The following is a 20,243-nucleotide window of genomic DNA, read 5'->3' as shown; positions in this document are numbered from 1 at the left end:
GTGATTTCTTCGGAAGAAATGCCGGGCGAACCGCTGGCCTGGATCAGCGCTCGTCGCGGCTTCGCGACAAGAGATCCAGCTCTTCGGCCCGGCGGACGGCCGAGCGGCGGTTGTTCGCGCCGAGCTTGGCGTAGATGTTCTTTGTGTGTGTCCGGAGGGTGTTGAGGGAGACGAACAACTCGCGCGCGATGTCCGGGCCGTCCAGCTCCGAGGAAAGAAGCCGAAGCACCTGCAGCTCGCGTTCGCTCAGGGGCTCGACTAGGCGTTGCTGTGCGGGGGTGTTGTGATTGCGGGTACTGCGGGCCCGAGTGCCTTGGGCCTCGGTCTCGTGCGTTTCCGTCCCGAACGACTCCAAGAGCCGGTCTACGTAGTCCGAGGCGCTCCCCTGCTTCGCGAGCGCTTCCAGCAAGTTGGCCATAGCCTGCCCCTCATCGACGAACACTGGAACGTAGCCCTCTGGTTCGGCGAGCGCTACCGCGCGTTGCAGCGCTGCCAGTGCCCCGCCGTCGTCCGCTACTTTTTGGTGGGCAAGTGCCATAAGAACCAGAAGTTCGACGACGGTCCCCGTCCTGCCGCCTTCTTCCGCGGCCCGAAGGAGACGGTCAAGCAGCGCGATCGCCCGTCCGACAGAGTCCTCCGACGGCTCCGCCCCGTGCTGGGCGAGGAGTGCCCGGGCCAAGGTGATGTGCTCGAACTCGTTCAGGTAGGAGAGCTCATCTTCCGCGGAAATGCCTCGCTCACGCGCCCAGCGAAGAGCGTCGGGCATTCTGCCGTGCGAGATCCACATCCGCGCCCGCACGGCCGCGACCGGATGTACCTCGGGAAAGAAGTCGCCGACGTAGAGGCGCTCCGCCTCGTCGAGTTGTTCAAGCGCGCCTCCCACGTCCCCTTCCGATCGGAGGACCCGGGCCATCGCGAGCCTTGAGCGATACGGGTTTTGGGGCAGCGCGGCATCCTCGCCGAGCTTCTGGCTGGTCAGCAGGTGGTGCCTTGCGACTTCAAGTTCGCCACGCTCAAGAAGGAGCATGCTTATTCCTATGTGCATGTCGGCCGTCCCGCGGAGCAATTGCCCCGGGTGCCTGCCCGCGACCTCAAGACCCCGCTCGTAGATCGCCATTGCGTCGCGGAGCCGGCCCTGGGTAATCCGGATGTCGGCCAAGGCGATGGAGCAACCGAGCATGTCCGAGTGGTGCCCTGCCCGTTCAAGGTTGGAATAGGAATCAGACCACAAGGCGTGCGCTACGCCCAGTTCGCCGTTCGTCCAATGGCCGAGCGCCAACAGCCCGGATGCCGCTCCGCGCTCAAGATGATCGTCCTTCCCGACAAGGCCGAGCGCGGTAGTCGCGTGCGTCATTGCCCCGGCGGTGTCCCCGACTGCGAGCGCCTGCGCGGCGCGGTAGATCGCGATCGAACTGGTGAGTTGCCCGCCGTCGCCGCCTTCCGCCGTCGTACCCACCCACTGTTCTGCCTCCTCGAGGCGGGCGTCGACGCCGGTGAGCTCGCCGCTTGCGAGGAGCGCCCCGGCGTAGGCAACGCCCAGCCCGGGCCGCGCGTGTATCAGCTCGCCGGGGAGTGCTTGGAGCCAGCGGCTCAGCGTGGCTTCCTGGCGGTCCTTGCGCATGGCAGGGATCGCGAGCTCGATCAGGTCCGCGGCCCGCTCGAAGTCCTTGCCGGCCATTGTGTGGCGGATAGCTTCCGGGATGTCGCCGTTTTGTTCGTGCCAGAGGCTTGCGCGCTCGTGCAGTTCGCTAATGCGGCTCGGCTGCTCGTCCATGAGTCGTGCCCGTAGCACGTCGGCGAAGAGGTGGTGATAGCGGTACCACCAGCGGCGGTCGTCGAGCGGAACCACGAACAGGTTCCCTCGATCGAGCGACTCGAGCATTGCTTTTCCGGTGTTTTCGCCGGTCACGGCGTTGCAGAGCGGACCGTTGAGCCGGTTCAGGATGGAGGTCTGCAGCAGGAAGTTCCGGACGTCGTCGGGCTGGCGCTGAAGTACCTCTTCCGCGAGGTAATCGACGATGTAGCGGTCATCACCTGCGAAGCCTGCGATGAAGCCGGCGACGTCCTCCCTTCCCTGCATCGAGAGCGCCGCCAATTGGAGCGCGGCGATCCAGCCCTCGGCCCGACCTTCGAGGGCGGCGATATCCTGCGCGGTGAGACTCAGTCCCATCACGCCGTTGAAGTAGGCGGCAGCTTCCTCCGGGGTGAAGCGGAGATCGGCGGCACGGATCTCGAGGAGCCTGCCACGTGCCCTGAGCCGCGGGAGTGACAACGCTGGATCGGCACGGCTCGCGATGACCAGTTGTAGCTGCGCGGGGAGGTTTTCGACGAGAAAGGCCAGCCCGTCCTGCACGTCATGATTCTCAATGACGTGATAATCGTCGAGCACCAAGACAAATCTGTTCGGGACGGCCTGCAACTCGTTGATCAGGGTGGTCAGGAAGTCTTCAGTGCTCGATTGCGGGGATCGGAGTGTTGCGAGTGCTTTGGCGCCGAGACTGTTCGATGCCTTGTCCAGCGCAGCTACAAGGTAGGTCCAGAAAAGCGTGGGATCGTTGTCCCGCTGGTCGAGCGAGAGCCAGGCGAGCGAGCGGCCATTGGCGGGTGCTTCTGCCAGCCACTCGGTCAGCACCGTCGTTTTCCCGAAGCCGGCCGGGGCTGAGACGAGGATCAGCGTTTGCTCGTCGGCCTGGCTCAAACGGTCGCTCAGCCTGCGGCGCGTCACGAGCGCGCGTCGTAGCCCGGGGACGTGCAGTTTGGTCTCGAGCAATGGACCTGCCATCACGGACCTCCCTCGACAGCCGGTCACTTTACCTCGGCCCGGGTGATCCCAGTCTAGTGCCGGAGTGGTTGGGCCGGGCGGGTCCTGCCCATGCAGGCCGCCGTTAGACGCGTTCCGGGAAGGATTCGACTTTGGCGGGATCCCGCTCCACGACGTCGCCCAGCGCGCCGTCCATCCGGTCGAGAGTCTCCCGGTCCAGGACCAGGTCGGCGGCTTTGACGGTGTCGTCGAGCTGCTCGGGCCGGCTGGCGCCCACGATTGCGGCGGAAACGTTGGGATTGGCCAGGACCCAGGCAACGGCCAGGGTGGCCAGCGGCACGCCGAGGTCTTCGGCTATCGGCTTGAGTTTCTCCACCCGTTCCAGCACCTGAGGCTGCATGAACTTGTGCTCTGTCTTCAGCGCGCCGTCCTCGGAAGTGAAGCGGGACGCGGACGGAACGGAACGGCCGCCGTCGTACTTTCCCGTCAGCACGCCTTGGGCCAAAGGGGACCAGCACACCTGCGTTATCCCTAGTTCATCGCAGGCCGGCACCACTTCGGCCTCGATGACCCGCCACAGCATGTTGTACTGAGGCTGGCTGGACACCAGCTGGATGCCCAGCTCGGACGCCAGCGCCGCCCCGGCCCGGATTTCTTCCACGGTCCACTCGGAGACGCCGATGTAGTGGGCCTTTCCGGCGTGGACGATGTCCGCGAAGGCACCCATGGTTTCGGCCAACGGGGTCTCGTAGTCGTAACGGTGCGCCTGGTAGACGTCCACGTAGTCGGTCTGGAGCCGGCGGAGCGATCCGTTGATGGACTCCATGACGTGTTTGCGGGACAGGCCTCGGTCGTTCTTTCCCGTGCCGGTGGGGAAGAACGCCTTGGTCATGATCTCGATACCCTCGCGGCGCACGCCCTTCAGGGCCTCGCCGAGCATGGTTTCGGCCTTGGTGTTGGCATAGGCGTCAGCCGTGTCGAAAGTGGTGATGCCCAGATCCAGGGCCTTGAGCACGCAGGCCGTGGCGACGTCCTGGTCCACGGTTTCGCCATGGGTTGCCCAGTTGCCCAGCGCAATGGAGCTGACGTACATGCCGCTGTTGCCGAGTTTGCGGTATTGCATGGAAGTTGTTCCTTTCAGAAGGTTGCCGGAAGTTCCGGCGGAGCGGTGGAATTCTTGCGCAGGGCCCGCGGAGGTGCAGTGCTCTCACGGATCACAAGCCGCGCAGGCCGGCTGAGGGCCTTGGGGTATGCGCCGTTCATGGTGTCCAGGAGGAGCCGTGCAGCCTCTTGGCCTTGTCCGGCCACGTCGTGGTCCATGGTTGTCAGGCCAACGACTTCGCAGAGTTCGTGATTGTCGAAACCAAGCACAGAGAAATCCCGGGGGACGTCCAGCCCCGCCTTGCGGAGGACCATAACTGCACCGAAGGCCATCTCATCGGAGGCGACGAAAGCCGCGGTCGGTGTGCGGGCCGCAACCAGCAGCCGGGACATGGCCGCTGCTCCCCCGGCGACACTGTTCTCATCAAACTGTTCCAGGATGTCCTCCCGGGCCAGCCCCGCCTCTACCAATGCCTCGCGGTAGCCGATAAGCCGTTGCCGGGGCGGCACCCCGCCCAGATTGCTGTTTTCCTCATCGCGGATGCCGATGAACGCTACCCGCTCATGGCCTAGGTTCAGCAGATGCCTCACGGCGTCCCGCCCGGCCCCGACGTTGTCCACGGACACGGATCCAATGCCGGACCCCTCAGCACCTAGCAAGGCCACCGTTTGTCCTTGGGAGGCGAGCGATTCCAGTTCTTTCCTGCCGGGCTGCAGAGCCATGATGATGACCCCGTCCGAGCGGCCGTGCAGGCGCGGGGATCCGAAGAACCTCTCACGCTGCCCAGGAGTGGCGAGCTCGTAGAGGAGAACGTCATACCCGGCGTCCCGGAGCTCCTGCGTGGCCGCGCCAATGGTCTTGCCGAAGAACCACTTGGCCAGCACAGGCACAACGATGGCCACGGTCATGGTCCGGCCGGTCGCAAGGCGCGACGCGGCCGGGGACGCCGTATAACCCAACTCGGCCGCCACCTCCTGCACGCGCTTGCGCGTTTTCGACGAAACGCCCGGCACGGACCGCAACGCTCTCGAGACAGTCGAAACTGACACTCCGGCGCGTTCCGCAACTGACTCAACACTAATAACCATGGGGTCAACCATAAACGCCCAATCAGCAGATTCGCAAGCGCTTGCAAAACTGCGCTAGCTTGGCCGCGGGCCGGTGCCGCCGAGGAACCGTCTTAGTTCCTCGAGCCGCACAGCCGGGGTGCACCCACGTTGATGTACTTGTCATCATGGAGAACGTCACGGCCATAATGGCGGAAGGAAAGCCTCTGGTTCTCCCGAGGCACTCTCTTCCCCGATAAGGTCCAAAGAACAGGAGTAACAGTGAAAGCCATCGTGTACGAAAGGACAGGTCCGTCGTCGGTGCTGGTTCTGCAAGACAGGCCACTAACATCACCGGGACCGGCCCAGGTCAGAGTCCGGGTGGTGGTGTCGGGAGTCAATCCCACCGACTGGAAGTCCCGGGCCGGCAGCGGGACCGGAAGCAAGCTGGAGGCACCAAAGGTGCCCAACCAAGATGGCGCCGGCGTCATCGACGAGCTCGGACCCGGCGTGGCGGGACTGTCCATCGGAGATCGCGTTTGGCTTTGGGACGTTGCCTGGGGCAGCACCGAGGGCACAGCCCAGGAGTATGTGGTCCTGCCGGCCGCGCAGGCCGTTGCACTTCCGGACACGGAATCCTTCGACACGGGCGCATCCCTGGGGATTCCGGCCTTGACCGCGCATCGTGCGCTGACCTCCAAGCAAGACGGGCCGGCCAGGCTCTCCCCCGGATCTTTGGAAGGGCAGGTGGTGCTTGTCACCGGAGGCGCGGGGGCGGTCGGGCATGCTGCCATTCAGCTAGCCCGCTGGGCAGGGGCAACTGTCATCACGACCGTGAGCGAAGAGCGAAAAGGTGAACTCGCCCGCCAGGCCGGGGCACACTACGTGATCAACTACCGCACTGACAATGTTCCGCAGGCAGTATCACGGGTGGCTCCGAATGGCGTCGATACGATCGTCGATGTCAACGCTCCGGCGAACATCGGCACTGACCTCGAGGTGCTGAAGCCTGGGGGAACCATTTCCATTTATGCTGCTGCACCCGGTGAATCCTTGGCCATTCCCGTTCGCGAGAGTATGGCAAAAAACGTTCAATACCAGTTTGTCCTCACGTACACCGTTACGGACCAACAGAAGACGGCGGCCGTTGGCGCCGTCACCGATGCACTAAAAGCAGGGGCGCTGCGTGTCGGCAATGAACACGGGCTGCCCCTGACCCGCTTTCGGCTCGATGAAACCGCGGCAGCACACGACGCCGTGGAGCAAGGCTCCGTCGGAAAGATCCTGATAGACGTGGCCGCGCCCTGAGCTCGCGTTCGAATTCTTGCTGTTGATGCGAGCGCTGGCGGACCGGAGCAGGTCGGGTTCGAAGATCTTGGCGATCTTGTGGTGGTAGCGGAGGCAATAGAAAGCGACCTGCCGGGGCAAACCAGGCGGGCCATCCGGGCTGCGCATAGGCTCAGTCGGCGCCGCAATCTCAGTCACCGTCTAAGAACGCGCCACACTCATCCGGCCCCGACGTTTTCCCGCACATCACAAACAACCAGCCCCGAGCCGTACCCTTATCCCAAGGGCGACTCCCTCGGGCTTGCATTCGAACGGATACGGCATGTCAGATCTCAACGTCCGGGAGCGGCACTCCACTCAGCTGCCGATCATTGATGCCGCGTGCCTCCAGCCGGACGAAGTGCTGGATCACCTGGGTTCCAGCCCGGCAGGCCTGACCAACCAAGAAGCGGCGGCGCGTCTGGCGGAACTCGGCCCGAACGCCGTGCGGACGCACCGGGCCAATGGATGGGCGGTGTTGGGCCGGCAGTTTGCCAGCCCCATCCTGATCTTGCTGATCATCACGGCAGGGCTGTCCCTCTTCCTGGGCGATGCCACGAATTCGATCGTGATCGGCGTGATCCTGCTCGTCAGTGTGGGCTTGGGCTTCACCAACGAATTCCGCGCCGAACGTGCCTCGGAAGCCTTGCATTCCCGGGTGACCCACCGCGCCGTCGTGCTGCGCGACGGGACCACGCAGGACGTGGACGTGACCGCCCTGGTGCCGGGCGACGTCGTACATTTAAGTCTTGGCGCCATCATCCCCGCCGACATCCGCCTCCTGAGCACTAAGAACCTCCTCTGCGACGAAAGCATCCTGACCGGGGAGTCCCTGCCAGCCGGCAAGGAGCCTGCCCCGGTCGCGCCCGGGTCGGCGCTGGGCGACCTCTCATCCTGCGTCTTCATGGGAACCGTCATCCAGTCCGGAGGCTGCACCGGCGTGGTGGTGGCCACCGGCGGCCGCGCCGAATTCGGCCGTATCGCGCTGGGCCTGGGAGAACGCCAACCCCAGACCGAGTTCCAGCTCGGGCTGAAGCGATTCTCGTTCCTGCTTTTGCAGGTGGCTATCGGGCTCACCACGCTGATCTTCATCGCGAACCTGCTGCTGCACCGCCCGCTCATCGAGTCGCTGCTGTTCTCCCTGGCAATCGCCGTGGGCATCACGCCGCAGCTGCTGCCCGCCGTCGTGAGCACCAGCCTCGCTACGGGCACCCGCCAGCTGGCCCGGCGGAAAGTCCTGGTCAAACGGCTGGTCTGCATCGAGGACCTGGGCGACATGGACATCCTGGTCACCGATAAGACCGGCACCCTCACCGAGGGCCGGATCAGTTTCACCGGCGCGCTGCCCGCCTCCCCGGAAGTGTCCGACGTCGAACTCCTCACCTTGGGTCTGCTGGCCACCGAAACCGACTACGCCGAGGCCAAACAATCCACGGCCGGGCAGAACCCGCTCGATGCCGCATTGTGGGAAAGTGCGGGTGCGGCAGTCTTTGATCCGGCCCGCTTCGAGCGCCTCGACCTGATCGACTTCGACCACCAGCGCCGCCGCACCAGCGTGCTGGTGCGGGATGCCGGCGGCCCGGGGCGCCTGGTCACCAAGGGCGCCCCCGAAGATGTGCTCGCCCTGTGCGGGCCGACCCCGGAGAGCGTGCAGGCCATGCTGGATGAACAGTTCGACGCCGGATCGCGGGTCGTGGCGGTGGCCACCCGCCCAGCGTCCGGGCTGAGTCGCATCACTCCCGATGATGAAAAGGACCTCCTCCTGGCCGGCTTCCTCGTTTTCCTCGACCGGCCCAAGGCAAACGCGAAAGCGTCCCTGGACCAACTGGCCACGCTCGGCATCTCCGTGAAGATCGCCACCGGGGACAACGCCAAAGTCGCCGAAAAGGTGTGCTCCGAGCTCGGTGTAGTCTCCGGCGGAACCCTTAGCGGCGCGGACGTGGACGCTCTGTCCGATACCGAGCTGGCCGCCACCGCCCGGGAAGCCACCATCTTCGCCCGCGTCTCCCCCGAGCAGAAGGCGCGGATCATCACGCTGCTGCGCCGAAGCGGCGGGGCAGTGGGATTCATGGGCGACGGAGTCAACGATGCCCTGGCCCTCCACAAGGCGGACATCGGGATCTCCGTGGACAGCGCCACCGACGTCGCCAAAGACGCAGCCGATGTGGTGCTGATGGATAAGGACCTGGGCGTCCTGGCCGAAGGCGTGATGGAGGGCCGGAGGATCTTCGCGAACACCATCAAGTACGTGCTGATGGGAACGTCCAGCAACTTCGGCAATATGTTCAGCGCAGCCACGGCGTCGGTGGTGCTGAGCTTCCTGCCCATGCTGCCGGGGCAGATCCTGCTCAACAACCTGCTCTACGACAGCGGCCAGCTGGCCATCCCGGGCGACCGCGTGGACAAGGAACAGCTGCTGGCACCGTCGCACTGGAACATCGCGTTCATCCGGCGCTTCATGTTCCTCTTCGGGCCGATCAGCTCAATCTTCGACTTTGCGACCTTCGCGCTCATGCTGTTCGTCTTCAACGCCGTCCCGGGAGAGTTCCGGGCGGGCTGGTTCATCGAATCCATCGCCACGCAGACGCTCATTATTTTCGCCATCAGGACCAGGCGCGTGCCGTTCCTGCGAAGCCGTCCATCGCTTGGCCTGTTGAGTGCATCCTTGGGCGTGGTGGCCGCGGGGATCTTCCTGCCGTTGTCTCCAATGGCGGGCCTGCTGGGCTTCGATCCATTGCCTGTGCCGTTCTTCCTGTCACTACTGGGAATGATCGTGGTCTACATGGTCCTGGTGGAATTCGCCAAGCAGTGGTTCTTCGCCCGGGCCGCGCAGCAGTTGCCGGAACGTCCGACGCCCGTCCGTCGTCGTCCGGATACCCACCATATCTCCCGCCGCGCCGCCCGCTTCAGCGCGCCGGTTGTCGCGGTTGTGCCCGGGCGCCTTGCCCGTCCAGCCCGCAGGCGACGCAAGGTGGCGGCCTAGCTTTCACCCTCTTCTTGATGTCACCCGTGGTTCCTCTACTACCGCCTGCCCCGGCTCGGTAGGCTCAGCTTCATGAAGAATTCAGAGTCGAGGCCGGACACCGAAGAGCTCAGTGTCCATGAGTGCTGGAAGTACCTTCGTTCTTCCTCCGTCGGCAGGGTTGCTGTCGTCAGCGGCGACAGCCCGGAGATCTTCCCTATCAACTACATGCCCGATGAGGGGACAGTAATCTTTCGGACAGGACCCGGTACCAAACTGGATGCAGTCCTGGCCGGCCAAACGATCGCGCTAGAAGCCGATGGTTTCAACACGTACGGCACAATTGCATGGAGTGTAATCGTCAAGGGACATGCAGAAATCGTCTCGGTCGACGAAGAACTGCGGGCATTTGCCGCAATGGAACTCTCACCCTGGGAGCCCGGCGCCAAAGACCACCTAATCCGGGTAACGCCGGCGGAAATGAGCGGCCGCAGGTTCGTGATCAGCCCACCATCCCGATGGTGGCCCCCACGGGATTCCTGACCGCTGCTCCGGCCGCCCCGGCTCCTGACAGGCCGCAAGACAAATCCGGAAGAGGACGCAGAGGACCAAAGCCTCTGGGATCTATTCTCCGTGATTCGCATTCTGGGAGGGTCAGGCCGGTTCAGGCCTGACCCTATCAAGACAAGGAGGCAGCTATGACCGACTTAATCAGGTGGTTCGATAACCGTCGCTCACCCATCGAGATGATCGAACGGCTCTTCGAAGGTGATGTAGCGGCATCCGGGATTCGGGTCGAACAATTGGTTGAAGGCACTACCCTGGTCGTTCGCGCCGAACTGCCGGGGATCGATCCGGAGAAAGATGTTGATATCACGCTTGGGAACGGGTTCCTTGAAATACGGGCTGAACGGCAGGAGAGCAAGGAACATAAGGATAAGGGCAGCTACCGATCGGAATTCCGTTACGGCTCCTTTGTGCGCAGGCTGCCGCTGCCCGACACCGTCCAACGGGAGGACGTTTCCGCTTCATACAAGGACGGCGTCCTCGAGGTGCGAGTTCCGATTCCGGAGAAGGTCCAGCCCTCATCCGCTCAGAGGATCCCGATAACACGAGAGTAGGACACACGGTCCGGCCGATCGGCCGGACCGTGCCTCGTCCGGGCGCAGGACAGTGACTTTCGGCCCTACAGCGCGGGACTGCGACCGTACACGCTAGCGGAGTACTGAATCACGCTTATCGGAGGAGGAAAATCATGGCCGAGGAAGCTACAGCCAGGATCGTTGTTGGTGTTGATGGATCGGAAGCCTCCATCGAAGCACTGAGGCAAGCCCAGAGCCTGGCGGTGCCAATGGGAGCGCAAGTCATAGCCAGTGCTTATTGGGAGTTCCCTCAGGTCTATGGGGGCTACGTGGCCATGGGCATCGATGACTTCGAGGAAAGCGCCGAACAGGTCCTCAAGGATTCCTTGGAAAAGGCGTTCGGTCCGGAGCTTCCCGACAATGTGGTTTCGCGTGTCGTCCGCGGTCATGCCCGGGAATCCCTCATTGAGGCTAGCCGGGAAGCGGACATGATCGTCCTTGGTAGACGTGGCCACGGAGGATTTGGCGGCCTGCTACTCGGATCAGTGAGTTCAGCCTGCGTTGCGCACGCCCACTGCCCGGTCCTTGTTGTCCATGCTCCGGAAAAGGGTTGAACGCCAAGGACGGCAGGAGAGATCCCATCCATACGCTCAATATCCCGACCCACGGAATCTGCCCGAGGAGAAACAAATGCCCCTTTCCAACATGGAACCCGGCCGCATTGACGGTGCCCGTCATGTCACCGAGGAGCTCAGCGAGGAACGGTGCTGGGAGCTGCTGTGCTCACGGGACACGGGGCGCTTCGGCTTCAACTACAGGAACAGGGTGATGATCCTCCCCGTCAGCTACGTCGTCCACAACCGGGCGATTTATTTCCGCACCTCTGCTGCCGGGACCATCGGCGACGCAGTACCTCGCCTCAATTCATCGTTTGAGATCGATGAGGCACGGTTCGACCGAAGCGAAGGGTGGTCGGTCCTGGTCAGCGGTCCTTCTTCGCACGTGGAGGAACCGGAGCTATTGACCTACCTTTGGGGACAGGTCATGAAAGAGCCCTGGGCCGGCGGGGCAAGGAATGACTTCATCCGGATCCACGCAGCTGTGGTGACAGGCCGCCACCTGCACCTAGCCTGATTTCGGGTCCTGGCGCCAGGCGTCGACGGCGCCCTCCAGCGTCGGATAGTGCCGGGCCCGCCCGAGACGGGTCGCCGGCCCGAATCTCGCAAGTTTGTCTTTGATAGGCCTTGGAGTTCTTTTTGCCATCGGGGTGACGGGTCACCCCCTGAAACCCGGGGACGCCTTCGACTGCAACGAGTTCGGTCCGATACGGAGTAATCGCTTTCAAAACGAACACGACCAGCGAAAGACCGACTGCGATAACAACGCCTGCAAGGACGCCCACAAATACGACGCCGACGAAAGTCACCATCATCAGTGCTGCCTCCGTGCGGCTGCTTCGGAACAGCGCCAACATGCCCTTGGTGTCAATCATGGATGAAGAGAATCGGGGTCCACCGGCGTCATCAGGCATTGTGCGTCTGCCCTATCCCCAGGACAGAACTCCTACTTGGTGTTCTTGGCCCCGCGCACCCGGGTAATGATGGTTGGACACGACAACTGCGAAAGAACTGCGTGGGCAGTTGAGCCCAATAGGAGGCGTTTGAAACTTCCGCGTCCTCGACTGCCGAGCACCAGCAACTGTGAATTCGACGCAGCTTCAACCAGGGCAGCCGCCGGATCCTTGTCAATCTCCAGGAGTTGATGAACCACAAGGTCAGGATAATCTTCTGCCAAACCGGCCACCGCTTCCGAAAGTGTGACCCGTTCTTCTTCCAGCATTTTCTCGGCCGGGTTGCCCTCCGACCGCGCCAATAGCACCCAGGGGCGAAACGCGCGGAAGGCGTGCAGCACCGTCAACTCCTGCCCTTCACGGTCTGCTTCCGCGGCCGCGAATGCCACCGCTTGCGTCGACTCCTCCGAACCATCCACCCCGACGAGAACCCCTTGGCGGTTGCTCACAGCGTCCTCTCCGACGACGGCCACCGGGCACAGCGCTACCGCAGCGATCTGCAGCGCCCGGTCGGTTAGCCGACCTCCGGGCCTGACACGCGTGCCAGAACCGATGACCACGAGCGCCGCCTTCTTGGACCGCTTGCGGAGGGCATACCCGGCGCTACCCGGGATCAATAGTGTTCGGACATCAACGCTGGGTTCCACTCCGGCCGCGTGGGCTTTTGCCTTGCCCAAAAGCTCTTTCGCCGCCCTCTTGGCCATCTCGTTGTAAGCAAAGGATTCCGACATCCACCGGTCATCCACCGCGTGCACGAGATCTACGGGCAACTTCATTGCCGCGGCCCGGTGCATGGCCCAGGCCACAGCGGCCTCGTTCGCACCGGAATCGTTGACACCTACAACTATCGGTACTTTCATGGCATGTCCGATCTTCCCTGAGATTATCTCCAGCCAGTTACCGGCCGTTGCACGTTTAGTTTCCGTCCGCTCGCCCTCGGCTGTTAGGGCCGGAAGTCCTGCGGGCTACTTCGAGGCCGTAGCTGGCTTGTCTGGCATCCGCGTTCCCTGCAATTCACGGCAACAGGCCGGCTGTGCCACCTACCCCATCTCTGCGGGTCCCATGGACGGGGAAGAGCTCGGGCGCCGTCGGATCCGCAAGGAAGCGACGCGCATCGTTGCCAGGTATGCCCCGGCGCCCATGATGGTAAACCCGATGATTCCCAAAGCCGGGGCTCGGGCCGCGACCCCGGTCAGCAGCACAAGGCATCCGACGACGGCGGCGAAGATCCCGAAAGCCAGGTGCCTCCGCGTGATCGGCCTGCGGCTCGCTCTCATCTTGGATGCGAATTTCGGGTCATCACGCTCCAGCTCCTGGGCGATCCGTTCCAATGTTGTCTTTTCGTGTTCTGAGAGAGCCATCATCGGCCTCCTGTGCTTGGGGTGGTTGAAAACTGCTGTTTTAGTGCGGGTTCTCGAGCGGGACTGATTCGAGGTATTCCGGGACGCGGGCGTTCCAGCCGAGTTCGCGTTTGATGCGGCGGCGCAGGGCATCGGAGGCGTCAGGTTCGCCGTGGGTGATGTAGGTCATTTGCGGTGCCTGGTTTGTTGTGTGCATCCAACGGAGGATTTCGTCGGCGTCGGCGTGCGCGGAAAATCCTTCAAGGTGTATGACCTCGGCCTGGATGGGGACGTCCTGACCGTAGATTCTGAGTTCCTTCGCTCCGGCTGCGAGGTCGGCGCCGCGTGTTCCTCCGGCTTGGTAGCCGCTGAGGATGATGGCGTTTTTCGGATCAGGACCATAGGCCTCGAGGTGGTGAAGGATTCTTCCTCCGGTGAGCATGCCGCTGGCGGAGATGATGATCATGGGCCCTCCCCTCAGGTTGAGTAGCTTTGAATCGTCGGCGGTACGTGTCATGGTGGCCAGCTTGTACATGTCTTCGAACTCGTCAACGAGGAGGCGGTGTTCGTCCGGGTGCTGCCGGTACATGTAGGACGCGTCGATCGCCATGGGGCTGTTGAGGTAGATCGGAATGTCCGGAATGAGGCGCTTGCGGCGGAGCCGGGAGAGATGGAGCATCAGGGTTTCTGCGCGGCCGACGGCGAACGCGGCGATCATGACGACTCCCCCACGTTTGGCAACGCGGGACACGACCGCGCCAAGCTCAGCCTCCGGGTCCTGGTCCGGGTGGCTGCGGTTGCCGTACGTGGACTCCGTGACAAGAATGTCGGCGGCCTCCAGTTCCCGGGGCGGGAACATGAGGGGATCGTCGGCACGGCCCAGGTCTCCGGTGAAATGCACGGAATGCCCATCGACGTTTAGGTGGATCTGGGCTGCACCAAGGATGTGTCCGGCCGGAAGGAAGGTCGCCTCGACGCCATCTCCAAGATCAAGCGGGGCATCAAAGTCCCGCGGTTCGAATGAGTTCAAGGACCTGACTGCATCGGCCGCGGTGTAGACCGGAAGCGCGGGAACATGCGCCGAGGAACCCCGATGAATGGCGTAGCGGGCTTCCTCTTCCTGGAGGTGGCCGCTGTCCGGTAGCAGTAGCTTGGACAGTTCGCTGGTCCCGTGGGTTGCGTAGATCGGCCCGGCGAAGCCGTCACGGACAAGCGCCGGAACGTATCCGGTGTGGTCCAGATGCGCGTGGGTGAGCAGCACAGCATCGATCGAACCGGGCGGAACGGGAAACGGAGTCCTATTGCGGTCGCGGATACGTTTGTAGCCTTGGAAAAGGCCGCAGTCGACCAGGATCCGCGTGTCCCGGGATTCGAGGAGATAGCGGGACCCCGTGACAGTGTCGGTCGCGCCAAAAAACCGCAGGCGGGCCGGGTGATCGCTGTTCATGCTGGTCTCCTCCAAGTTGGACGGATACCGGGCATCCGGCGTAGCCGGAAGCCCGGTTCGGAGTTGCGCGGTTACGCCGCAGGCATCGTGTGATGGTGCCGGTATCCCTCCGTGCTGGGCTTGATGGCCAATGCCGTGACCACGAGGGCGACCGCGCCCGGGATCCACGCGCTCCAGGCCGCGCCGGTCATGGAGGCAAAGCCTCCAAGCCAGGGCGCGAGGAGGAGGATGACGGCGAATAGGGCTTGCGCCCATTCGGCAGCCGGCATCCCGGGCATGGCCAGGTTGGTGACTCCGGCGGCGACAAGCAAGACGCCGAGGACCACCATGAAGGCCGTGGACGACCCGCCCTGGGATGTCCACAGCACCGATAGTGCGGCATAGGCGCCGGCGGCGATGACCGTCCAGTCCTGCCAACGTGTCCACTTTTTCATCTAGATCGTGCTCCTTTGATGGGTTGCTGCTTTCTGGAGGCCGCCCCGGTGGTGCCGGAACGGGGCTCGGCATGCTCGTTTGTTTCAGGCGCATGGACAACAAGGACGGGACAATGGGCGTGGGCGACGCAGGCTGCGCTGACGGAACCCAGCAGCAGGCCGTTGAAGCCGCCGTGTCCGCGGCGCCCGACGACCAGCAAAGAGGCGAACCTACTGGCGTCGATGAGCCGGGTGCGCGTGGCCATGGGCTTCCTTTCCGTTCCCTCGGTTTCTCTAAGAATGGACAGAAAGTGGCGCCGTCAAACAGGGCCGAAAGTCATGGCATCGGCCCGGGTCCTTCGGCCCTTGTTTGCCGTTGGCGGGCAGTGAACAATGACATAGCCGGGAAAGCATGACCTGCCGGTGCTACAGCGGCCACGGGCTGCCGGACAGGAGGATCATGGAACGCCCAGTACCACCCCAAAACAACCCCGGAGTCGCTGGGTTGCCGCCTATCCGGGTCTACGTCCTTGACGATCATGAGCTTGTCCGCCGGGGACTGCAGGAACTGCTGGAAAGCGAAGGCTTTGTGGTGGTGGGCATGTCCGGTTCGGCCGAGGAGGCCGCCCGACGCATTCCGGCGTTACGCCCGGACGTGTCGGTGCTGGACGCCAGGTTGCCCGACGGCACAGGAATCGAAGTGTGCCGGGAGGTGCGCTCCGTTGACCCCACCCTGAACTGCTTGATTCTGACCAGTTATGACGACGAACAGGCCCTTCGTGGAGCCGTACTTGCGGGTGCAGCAGGGTACGTCTTAAAGGAAATTGGGGGCACTGACCTGCTCGGCGCTCTCCGCCGGGCTGCGCGGGGCGAGTCCTTGTTTGACGCGGCCGTGAAGGCGAAGATCATTCAGGGGTTCACGGAACCTCAGCGCTTGGATCCGAGGGTCGCCTCATTGACTCCCCAGGAGCGACGGGTCCTGGATTTGGTGGGCCAGGGTCTGACGAACCGGCAGATCGGGGAGCAGATGATACTGGCCGAGAAAACCGTGAAGAACTACGTGTCCTCGATGTTGGCGAAACTGGGATTCGAGCGGCGCACCCAGGCGGCCGTCTACATTGCCCACGGACGAGAAACGGAAACCTGAATCGTCCGTCGACGGTTCAGTGGATGGAGACCTTCCACACCAGCGTGGTCCCTTTCCCTGGTGTTCCGGTGACCTCGAATGAACCGCCCAATTCCAAGGCCCGTTGTTCCATGTTCACCAGGCCATTCCCGTGGACGGGATCCCTGAAGCCCTTACCGTCATCTTCAATGATCAGAGTCAACATCCCGTCTTCCGCCGAGACTGAAACACTGATTGCGTGCGCTTCGGAGTGGCGGACCGCGTTGCTGAGGCCCTCAGAGATGACCGCCAGCGCGTTGGTGACGGTTCCGTCGTCGAGCACCGAATCGACCGCCCCGTTAAGCGTCAGGTGCGGGGCGAACGGCAGGGACCTGGTGGCGTTGCGGATTGTCTGCAGTATCCGGCTGCTCAGCAGCTCCCCCTGTTCACCGGGACTGGCCCGTAGGGAATAGATCGTGTTTCGAAGGTCCCTGATGGTCTCATCCAGTTCCGCCGTCACCGCATCGATCCTGCTCAACGCCGGTTCGCCCGACGTGAACCGCCGCAGGCTCTGAATGCTGAGCCCCGCGGCGAAGAGCCGCTGGATAACCACGTCGTGCAGGTCACGGGCGATGCGATCCCGATCGGTGAAGACGACCAGTTGTTCGCGGAGCCGGTGGATTCGGTCAAGTTCCAGGGCCAAGGCCACGTGAGAGCCAAAGACCGCACCCATCTCCACATCCGTCTTCGCGAACGGTCCCGTTCCGGGAGCTCGAACCAGAAACAGGAGTCCATGGTGGGCACCCTGGGCGCTGAGATCGATCGCCAAGAGCTTTCCCACGGACAGGCCGTCAATCGGTCCGAGGATGTCTCCGGCTTGGTCTATGCAGGCGGGCGTCCCGGTCGCAGCGACTGCCCTGATGTCGGCTGAATCCATGGACAGGTTGCTTCCCGCGAATTTGGCGCCGTCCGTGCCTGCAGCGCCCGCGACGGTGTACGAAGCCACTCCTCCATCAGGAACCAGAATCAAGGAGAGCTGCGACCCGGACTCCCGTAGCGCCTTGTCAGCGATCAGGTCCAGAGCCACCTTGTCAGGCTCCGCCATCCGATCATCGCCGAACATCCGGCCAGTAACCTCCATGCATGCCTCAAGCCAGGACGCACGGCGGCGGGCGTCCTCATACAAGCGGGCATTCTCAATCGCCACTCCTGCGGCTGCAGCCAGCGCCACAGCGAGATCCTCATCTTCCGGAGTGAAGTCACCGCCGCCCTCTTTTTCGGTGAGGTACAGATTCCCAAAGACGACGTCCCGAACCCGAACCGGGACACCGAGGAAGGACTTCATGGGTGGATGGTTCTCGGGGAATCCGTAGGACTTCGGATGCTCGCGCAAATCATGGAGGCGAAGGGGCGCAGGTTCGTTGATCAGCAAGCCGAGGACGCCGTGTCCGGTAGGCAGCGGGCCAATGCGGGCGGCAAGCTCTTCGTCGATGCCGACCGTGACGAAGTGACTCAAGGACTGGTTCTCGCCGATGACCCCCAAGGCCCCGTAGCGGGCGTGCAATAGTCGACAGGCGGAATTGACGACCCTGTCGAGTACGGCTTCAAGGCTCAGGTCTTCGGCGACCGCGACAACCGCTTCCAGCAATCCGCGCATGTGCTCCTGGGCGTGGAGGAGTTCTCCAGCCCGGGCCAGAAAGTCCGTCAGCAGGTCTTCGATCCTGATCCCGGTGGCGTGAAGGCGCTCAGCCCTCACGGGTTCTGGACTAGAGCCGTTCATCTACTGCCTTTCGAGGTGCGGTGCCCACACGGGGCAGGTAGCCCGTGTCGTGGCAGGTGGCCTATCCGATGAAAGACTACTCCAGCGTTCTGCCGTCATCCAGACAAACGGGCCACCCAAGCCTCGCTTGAGGGCCTTTGTGCCCTGTTTCCCGCTCATACCCGGGCGTAGCCTCGGCGACATGACGAACAAACCATCAACACCAGAGCCAGAGGTCCTGCAACCCCAACAGTGCTGGGAACTGTTGCGCGGCGTCTCGGTGGGGCGCCTCGCCGTCTGGGTGGAGGACCACCCCGACATCTTCCCGATCAACTACAAGGTAGACCACGGCACCCTCGTCTTCAGGACCGGGGAAGGAACCAAACTCCACTCGGCCCTCAGTGAAACACCCGTGGCCTTGGAAGCAGATGGCGTCAATCCAGACAATGGGGTGGCGTGGAGCGTGGTCGTGAAAGGGCAGGCTGTCGCCATTAAGCTCACCCAGGAGGTGCTCGACACGGTCGGGCTGCTCCTTTTCCCCTGGCAGGCGGGCCGCAAAGATCACTTCGTCCGCGTCGTCCCGACGTCGATCACCGGGCGCCGGTTCACCGTCACCCCTCCCCTGACGTGGTGGAGCCCTCTGGACGACGCCACCCGCGCCGGACTCGAATAATGGGCCACCGGCGGGCCTAAAGCCCCTAACGACGGCGGACGGCCGCCGGTAGCGTCAGGGTCATGAACCCTCAATCAGCGGATGCGATCGAAAGACTAAGCCCTGACGAATGCTTTGAGCTGCTTGGCCAATCGACAGTGGGCAGGCTGGCCGTGATCGTCGAGGACCACCCGGACATCTTCCCCGTGAATTACGTCGTGGACCACGGCTCCATCGTCTTCCGGACAGGCATCGGCACGAAGTTCCGGAGCTCGATGCGGAATCCTTGCGCGTTGGAAATCGATGGCTTCAATGCCGGATCCGGGAAGGCCTGGAGCGTCGTCGTCCGAGGCCAGGCGAACCTCATCGTTGACCCGCAGGAAAAGGCCACCGCCGATGCCCTCCACCTGGAACCCTGGCAGCCGGGCAGCAAGAGCCACTATGTTCGCCTCACCTTGGAGGCCATCACCGGGCGACTTTTCAAGACCACCCGGCCCGATGTCTGGAATACCCCTATGTGGGATGCCCGCTCCGAACTTTTCCACTGACTTTGCCGTTGCCGGCCGGTGCCAGCAACGGTACCGCTTGCCTTTCTTGGATGGAGCATCATGAAAGCACTCGTCTATGGCGGACCCGGACAGAAGTCGTGGACCGACGTTCCGGATCCCCGCATCATCAACCCCACCGACGCCATCGTCCGCATCGATACCACCACGATCTGCGGAACGGATCTTCACATCCTCAAAGGCGACGTACCGGCCGTCCAGGAAGGACGGATTCTAGGGCACGAAGGCGTAGGAACAGTGACCGACGTGGGTTCCTCAGTCACCGGACTCAGGACCGGCGACCGCGTCCTCATCTCCTGCATCAAATCCTGCGGCCACTGCAGCAACTGCAAGAAAGGCCTCTACTCGCACTGCTCCGGAGAGGAAGGCCAATCCGGAACCGGCTGGATATTCGGCCACCTCATCGACGGCACCCAGGCCGAGTACGTCCGCGTCCCTTACGCGGATAACTCGCTCTACAAATTGCCCCACGGGGTCACCGACGACCAAGCCGTCATGCTCTCCGACATTCTGCCCACGGCGTTCGAAATCGGAGTCCAGGCCGGTCACATCAAGCCAGGTGACGTCGTCGCCGTCGTCGGAGCCGGCCCCATCGGCCTGGCAGCAATGCTCACGTCAGGACTTCACGGGGCTGCCGCGGTCATTGCGATCGACCCGGACGAGGGGCGCCTTGCGAGAGCCCGGGAGTTCGGCGCAACCGAGGTGGTGAACCCGGACGATCCCGGGTGGATCAACGACGTCATGTCTTACACCGACGGTGCAGGAGTGGATGTCGCCATAGAAGCAGTCGGAATCCCGGACACCTTCGACATGGCCTTGCGGCTCGTGCGCCCCGGCGGGAATGTGGCCAACATCGGCGTGCACGGAAAATCCGTTGAACTGCGCCTCCAGGACCTCTGGATCCGCAACATCAACATCAGCATGGGCCTCGTCAATACCAACACGACCCCGATGCTGCTCCGGTTGGTGGCCCAGCACAAAATCCCGGCCGAAAAATTCGCGACCCATCACTTCACCCTGGCGCAGATCATCGATGCTTACGACACCTTCTCCAGGGCAGCCGAAACACATGCCCTGAAGGTCATCCTCAGCCGGGAATCCCACCACTAAGC

General features: G+C 63.2%; 18 protein-coding genes and 1 pseudogene. 10 read left to right on the top strand and 9 right to left on the bottom strand.

The window, feature by feature from the left end:
- Nucleotides 1–43 precede the first annotated feature (43 nt).
- The 3 genes from AB4Z38_RS07740 to AB4Z38_RS07730 all read right to left on the bottom strand — a co-directional run bounded on the left by AB4Z38_RS07740 (nucleotide 44) and on the right by AB4Z38_RS07730 (nucleotide 4,951).
- Nucleotides 44–2,782 carry a LuxR C-terminal-related transcriptional regulator gene (locus AB4Z38_RS07740; RefSeq protein ID WP_441429191.1) on the bottom strand — a complete coding sequence of 913 codons (2,739 nt, stop codon included), beginning with the start codon at nucleotides 2,780–2,782 and terminating at the stop codon, nucleotides 44–46.
- A 103-nt stretch (nucleotides 2,783–2,885) separates the two neighbouring features.
- On the bottom strand, nucleotides 2,886–3,884 hold the full coding sequence (locus AB4Z38_RS07735) for an aldo/keto reductase family protein (RefSeq protein ID WP_441429190.1): 999 nt from the start codon (nucleotides 3,882–3,884) through the stop codon (nucleotides 2,886–2,888).
- Between the two features lie 14 nt (nucleotides 3,885–3,898).
- Nucleotides 3,899–4,951, bottom strand: coding sequence for a LacI family DNA-binding transcriptional regulator (locus AB4Z38_RS07730; RefSeq protein WP_441429189.1), 1,053 nt, complete (start codon nucleotides 4,949–4,951; stop codon nucleotides 3,899–3,901).
- A gap of 240 nt (nucleotides 4,952–5,191) precedes the next feature.
- Here AB4Z38_RS07730 and AB4Z38_RS07725 point away from each other — a divergent pair, with 240 nt between their 5' ends.
- The 6 genes from AB4Z38_RS07725 (at nucleotide 5,192) to AB4Z38_RS07700 (ending at nucleotide 11,413) form a co-directional block, all read left to right on the top strand.
- Nucleotides 5,192–6,217, top strand: a complete 1,026-nt coding sequence (locus AB4Z38_RS07725; RefSeq protein ID WP_441429188.1) for an NADPH:quinone reductase — start codon at nucleotides 5,192–5,194, stop codon at nucleotides 6,215–6,217.
- Between the two features lie 301 nt (nucleotides 6,218–6,518).
- Entirely contained in the window at nucleotides 6,519–9,218 is a 2,700-nt protein-coding gene (mgtA, locus tag AB4Z38_RS07720; protein WP_441429187.1) for a magnesium-translocating P-type ATPase, read from the top strand.
- Nucleotides 9,219–9,290: 72 nt separating this feature from the next.
- Nucleotides 9,291–9,740, top strand: coding sequence for a pyridoxamine 5'-phosphate oxidase family protein (locus tag AB4Z38_RS07715; protein WP_441429186.1), 450 nt, complete (start codon nucleotides 9,291–9,293; stop codon nucleotides 9,738–9,740).
- A gap of 155 nt (nucleotides 9,741–9,895) precedes the next feature.
- A complete protein-coding gene (locus tag AB4Z38_RS07710) occupies nucleotides 9,896–10,318 on the top strand; it encodes an Hsp20/alpha crystallin family protein (protein ID WP_441429185.1) in 423 nt (140 codons plus the stop codon).
- A gap of 134 nt (nucleotides 10,319–10,452) precedes the next feature.
- Nucleotides 10,453–10,893, top strand: a complete 441-nt coding sequence (locus AB4Z38_RS07705; RefSeq protein ID WP_441429184.1) for a universal stress protein — start codon at nucleotides 10,453–10,455, stop codon at nucleotides 10,891–10,893.
- A 76-nt stretch (nucleotides 10,894–10,969) separates the two neighbouring features.
- Entirely contained in the window at nucleotides 10,970–11,413 is a 444-nt protein-coding gene (locus tag AB4Z38_RS07700) for a pyridoxamine 5'-phosphate oxidase family protein (RefSeq protein ID WP_441429183.1), read from the top strand.
- Nucleotides 11,414–11,842: 429 nt separating this feature from the next.
- Here AB4Z38_RS07700 and AB4Z38_RS07695 read toward each other — a convergent pair whose 3' ends face one another.
- The 5 genes and pseudogenes from AB4Z38_RS07695 to AB4Z38_RS07675 form a co-directional block, all read right to left on the bottom strand.
- On the bottom strand, nucleotides 11,843–12,709 hold the full coding sequence (locus AB4Z38_RS07695) for a universal stress protein (RefSeq protein ID WP_441429182.1): 867 nt from the start codon (nucleotides 12,707–12,709) through the stop codon (nucleotides 11,843–11,845).
- Nucleotides 12,710–12,889: 180 nt separating this feature from the next.
- Complete coding sequence (locus tag AB4Z38_RS07690) at nucleotides 12,890–13,210, bottom strand: DUF3040 domain-containing protein (RefSeq protein ID WP_441429181.1); 321 nt, start codon at nucleotides 13,208–13,210, stop codon at nucleotides 12,890–12,892.
- A 40-nt stretch (nucleotides 13,211–13,250) separates the two neighbouring features.
- On the bottom strand, nucleotides 13,251–14,636 hold the full coding sequence (locus tag AB4Z38_RS07685; RefSeq protein WP_441429180.1) for an MBL fold metallo-hydrolase RNA specificity domain-containing protein: 1,386 nt from the start codon (nucleotides 14,634–14,636) through the stop codon (nucleotides 13,251–13,253).
- Nucleotides 14,637–14,707: 71 nt separating this feature from the next.
- Nucleotides 14,708–15,070 (bottom strand): SPW repeat domain-containing protein, encoded by a 363-nt coding sequence (locus AB4Z38_RS07680; protein WP_441429179.1) that lies wholly within the window; start codon nucleotides 15,068–15,070, stop codon nucleotides 14,708–14,710.
- A gap of 83 nt (nucleotides 15,071–15,153) precedes the next feature.
- Nucleotides 15,154–15,357: pseudogene (locus AB4Z38_RS07675) on the bottom strand (universal stress protein); the annotation flags it as partial.
- Between the two features lie 152 nt (nucleotides 15,358–15,509).
- On the opposite strand from AB4Z38_RS07675, the gene AB4Z38_RS07670 reads away from it, so the two are divergent.
- Complete coding sequence (locus AB4Z38_RS07670; RefSeq protein ID WP_441429178.1) at nucleotides 15,510–16,196, top strand: response regulator; 687 nt, start codon at nucleotides 15,510–15,512, stop codon at nucleotides 16,194–16,196.
- Between the two features lie 16 nt (nucleotides 16,197–16,212).
- On the opposite strand, the gene AB4Z38_RS07665 is transcribed toward AB4Z38_RS07670, so the two are convergent.
- On the bottom strand, nucleotides 16,213–17,934 hold the full coding sequence (locus AB4Z38_RS07665) for a GAF domain-containing protein (protein WP_441429177.1): 1,722 nt from the start codon (nucleotides 17,932–17,934) through the stop codon (nucleotides 16,213–16,215).
- 181 nt (nucleotides 17,935–18,115) lie between these two features.
- On the opposite strand from AB4Z38_RS07665, the gene AB4Z38_RS07660 reads away from it, so the two are divergent.
- The 3 genes from AB4Z38_RS07660 (at nucleotide 18,116) to AB4Z38_RS07650 (ending at nucleotide 20,241) form a co-directional block, all read left to right on the top strand.
- Nucleotides 18,116–18,586 (top strand): pyridoxamine 5'-phosphate oxidase family protein, encoded by a 471-nt coding sequence (locus tag AB4Z38_RS07660; protein ID WP_441429176.1) that lies wholly within the window; start codon nucleotides 18,116–18,118, stop codon nucleotides 18,584–18,586.
- Nucleotides 18,587–18,648: 62 nt separating this feature from the next.
- Complete coding sequence (locus AB4Z38_RS07655) at nucleotides 18,649–19,113, top strand: pyridoxamine 5'-phosphate oxidase family protein (RefSeq protein ID WP_441429175.1); 465 nt, start codon at nucleotides 18,649–18,651, stop codon at nucleotides 19,111–19,113.
- A 60-nt stretch (nucleotides 19,114–19,173) separates the two neighbouring features.
- On the top strand, nucleotides 19,174–20,241 hold the full coding sequence (locus AB4Z38_RS07650; RefSeq protein WP_441429174.1) for a zinc-dependent alcohol dehydrogenase family protein: 1,068 nt from the start codon (nucleotides 19,174–19,176) through the stop codon (nucleotides 20,239–20,241).
- Nucleotides 20,242–20,243: the final 2 nt, after the last annotated feature.

The sequence above is a fragment of the Arthrobacter sp. 2RAF6 genome (genome assembly GCF_052115205.1).
GTDB lineage: Bacteria > Actinomycetota > Actinomycetes > Actinomycetales > Micrococcaceae > Arthrobacter.
This window is presented reverse-complemented; position numbering and strand designations above follow the sequence as displayed.

Coding starts and splice junctions, on each gene's coding strand:
- AB4Z38_RS07740 (WP_441429191.1), bottom strand. CDS start 2,782: ATGGCAGGTCCATTGCTCGAGACCAAACTGCACGTCCCCGGGCTACGA.
- AB4Z38_RS07735 (WP_441429190.1), bottom strand. CDS start 3,884: ATGCAATACCGCAAACTCGGCAACAGCGGCATGTACGTCAGCTCCATT.
- AB4Z38_RS07730 (WP_441429189.1), bottom strand. CDS start 4,951: ATGGTTATTAGTGTTGAGTCAGTTGCGGAACGCGCCGGAGTGTCAGTT.
- mgtA (WP_441429187.1), top strand. CDS start 6,519: ATGTCAGATCTCAACGTCCGGGAGCGGCACTCCACTCAGCTGCCGATC.
- AB4Z38_RS07715 (WP_441429186.1), top strand. CDS start 9,291: ATGAAGAATTCAGAGTCGAGGCCGGACACCGAAGAGCTCAGTGTCCAT.
- AB4Z38_RS07710 (WP_441429185.1), top strand. CDS start 9,896: ATGACCGACTTAATCAGGTGGTTCGATAACCGTCGCTCACCCATCGAG.
- AB4Z38_RS07705 (WP_441429184.1), top strand. CDS start 10,453: ATGGCCGAGGAAGCTACAGCCAGGATCGTTGTTGGTGTTGATGGATCG.
- AB4Z38_RS07700 (WP_441429183.1), top strand. CDS start 10,970: ATGCCCCTTTCCAACATGGAACCCGGCCGCATTGACGGTGCCCGTCAT.
- AB4Z38_RS07695 (WP_441429182.1), bottom strand. CDS start 12,709: ATGAAAGTACCGATAGTTGTAGGTGTCAACGATTCCGGTGCGAACGAG.
- AB4Z38_RS07690 (WP_441429181.1), bottom strand. CDS start 13,210: ATGGCTCTCTCAGAACACGAAAAGACAACATTGGAACGGATCGCCCAG.
- AB4Z38_RS07685 (WP_441429180.1), bottom strand. CDS start 14,636: ATGAACAGCGATCACCCGGCCCGCCTGCGGTTTTTTGGCGCGACCGAC.
- AB4Z38_RS07680 (WP_441429179.1), bottom strand. CDS start 15,070: ATGAAAAAGTGGACACGTTGGCAGGACTGGACGGTCATCGCCGCCGGC.
- AB4Z38_RS07670 (WP_441429178.1), top strand. CDS start 15,510: ATGGAACGCCCAGTACCACCCCAAAACAACCCCGGAGTCGCTGGGTTG.
- AB4Z38_RS07665 (WP_441429177.1), bottom strand. CDS start 17,934: ATGAACGGCTCTAGTCCAGAACCCGTGAGGGCTGAGCGCCTTCACGCC.
- AB4Z38_RS07660 (WP_441429176.1), top strand. CDS start 18,116: ATGACGAACAAACCATCAACACCAGAGCCAGAGGTCCTGCAACCCCAA.
- AB4Z38_RS07655 (WP_441429175.1), top strand. CDS start 18,649: ATGAACCCTCAATCAGCGGATGCGATCGAAAGACTAAGCCCTGACGAA.
- AB4Z38_RS07650 (WP_441429174.1), top strand. CDS start 19,174: ATGAAAGCACTCGTCTATGGCGGACCCGGACAGAAGTCGTGGACCGAC.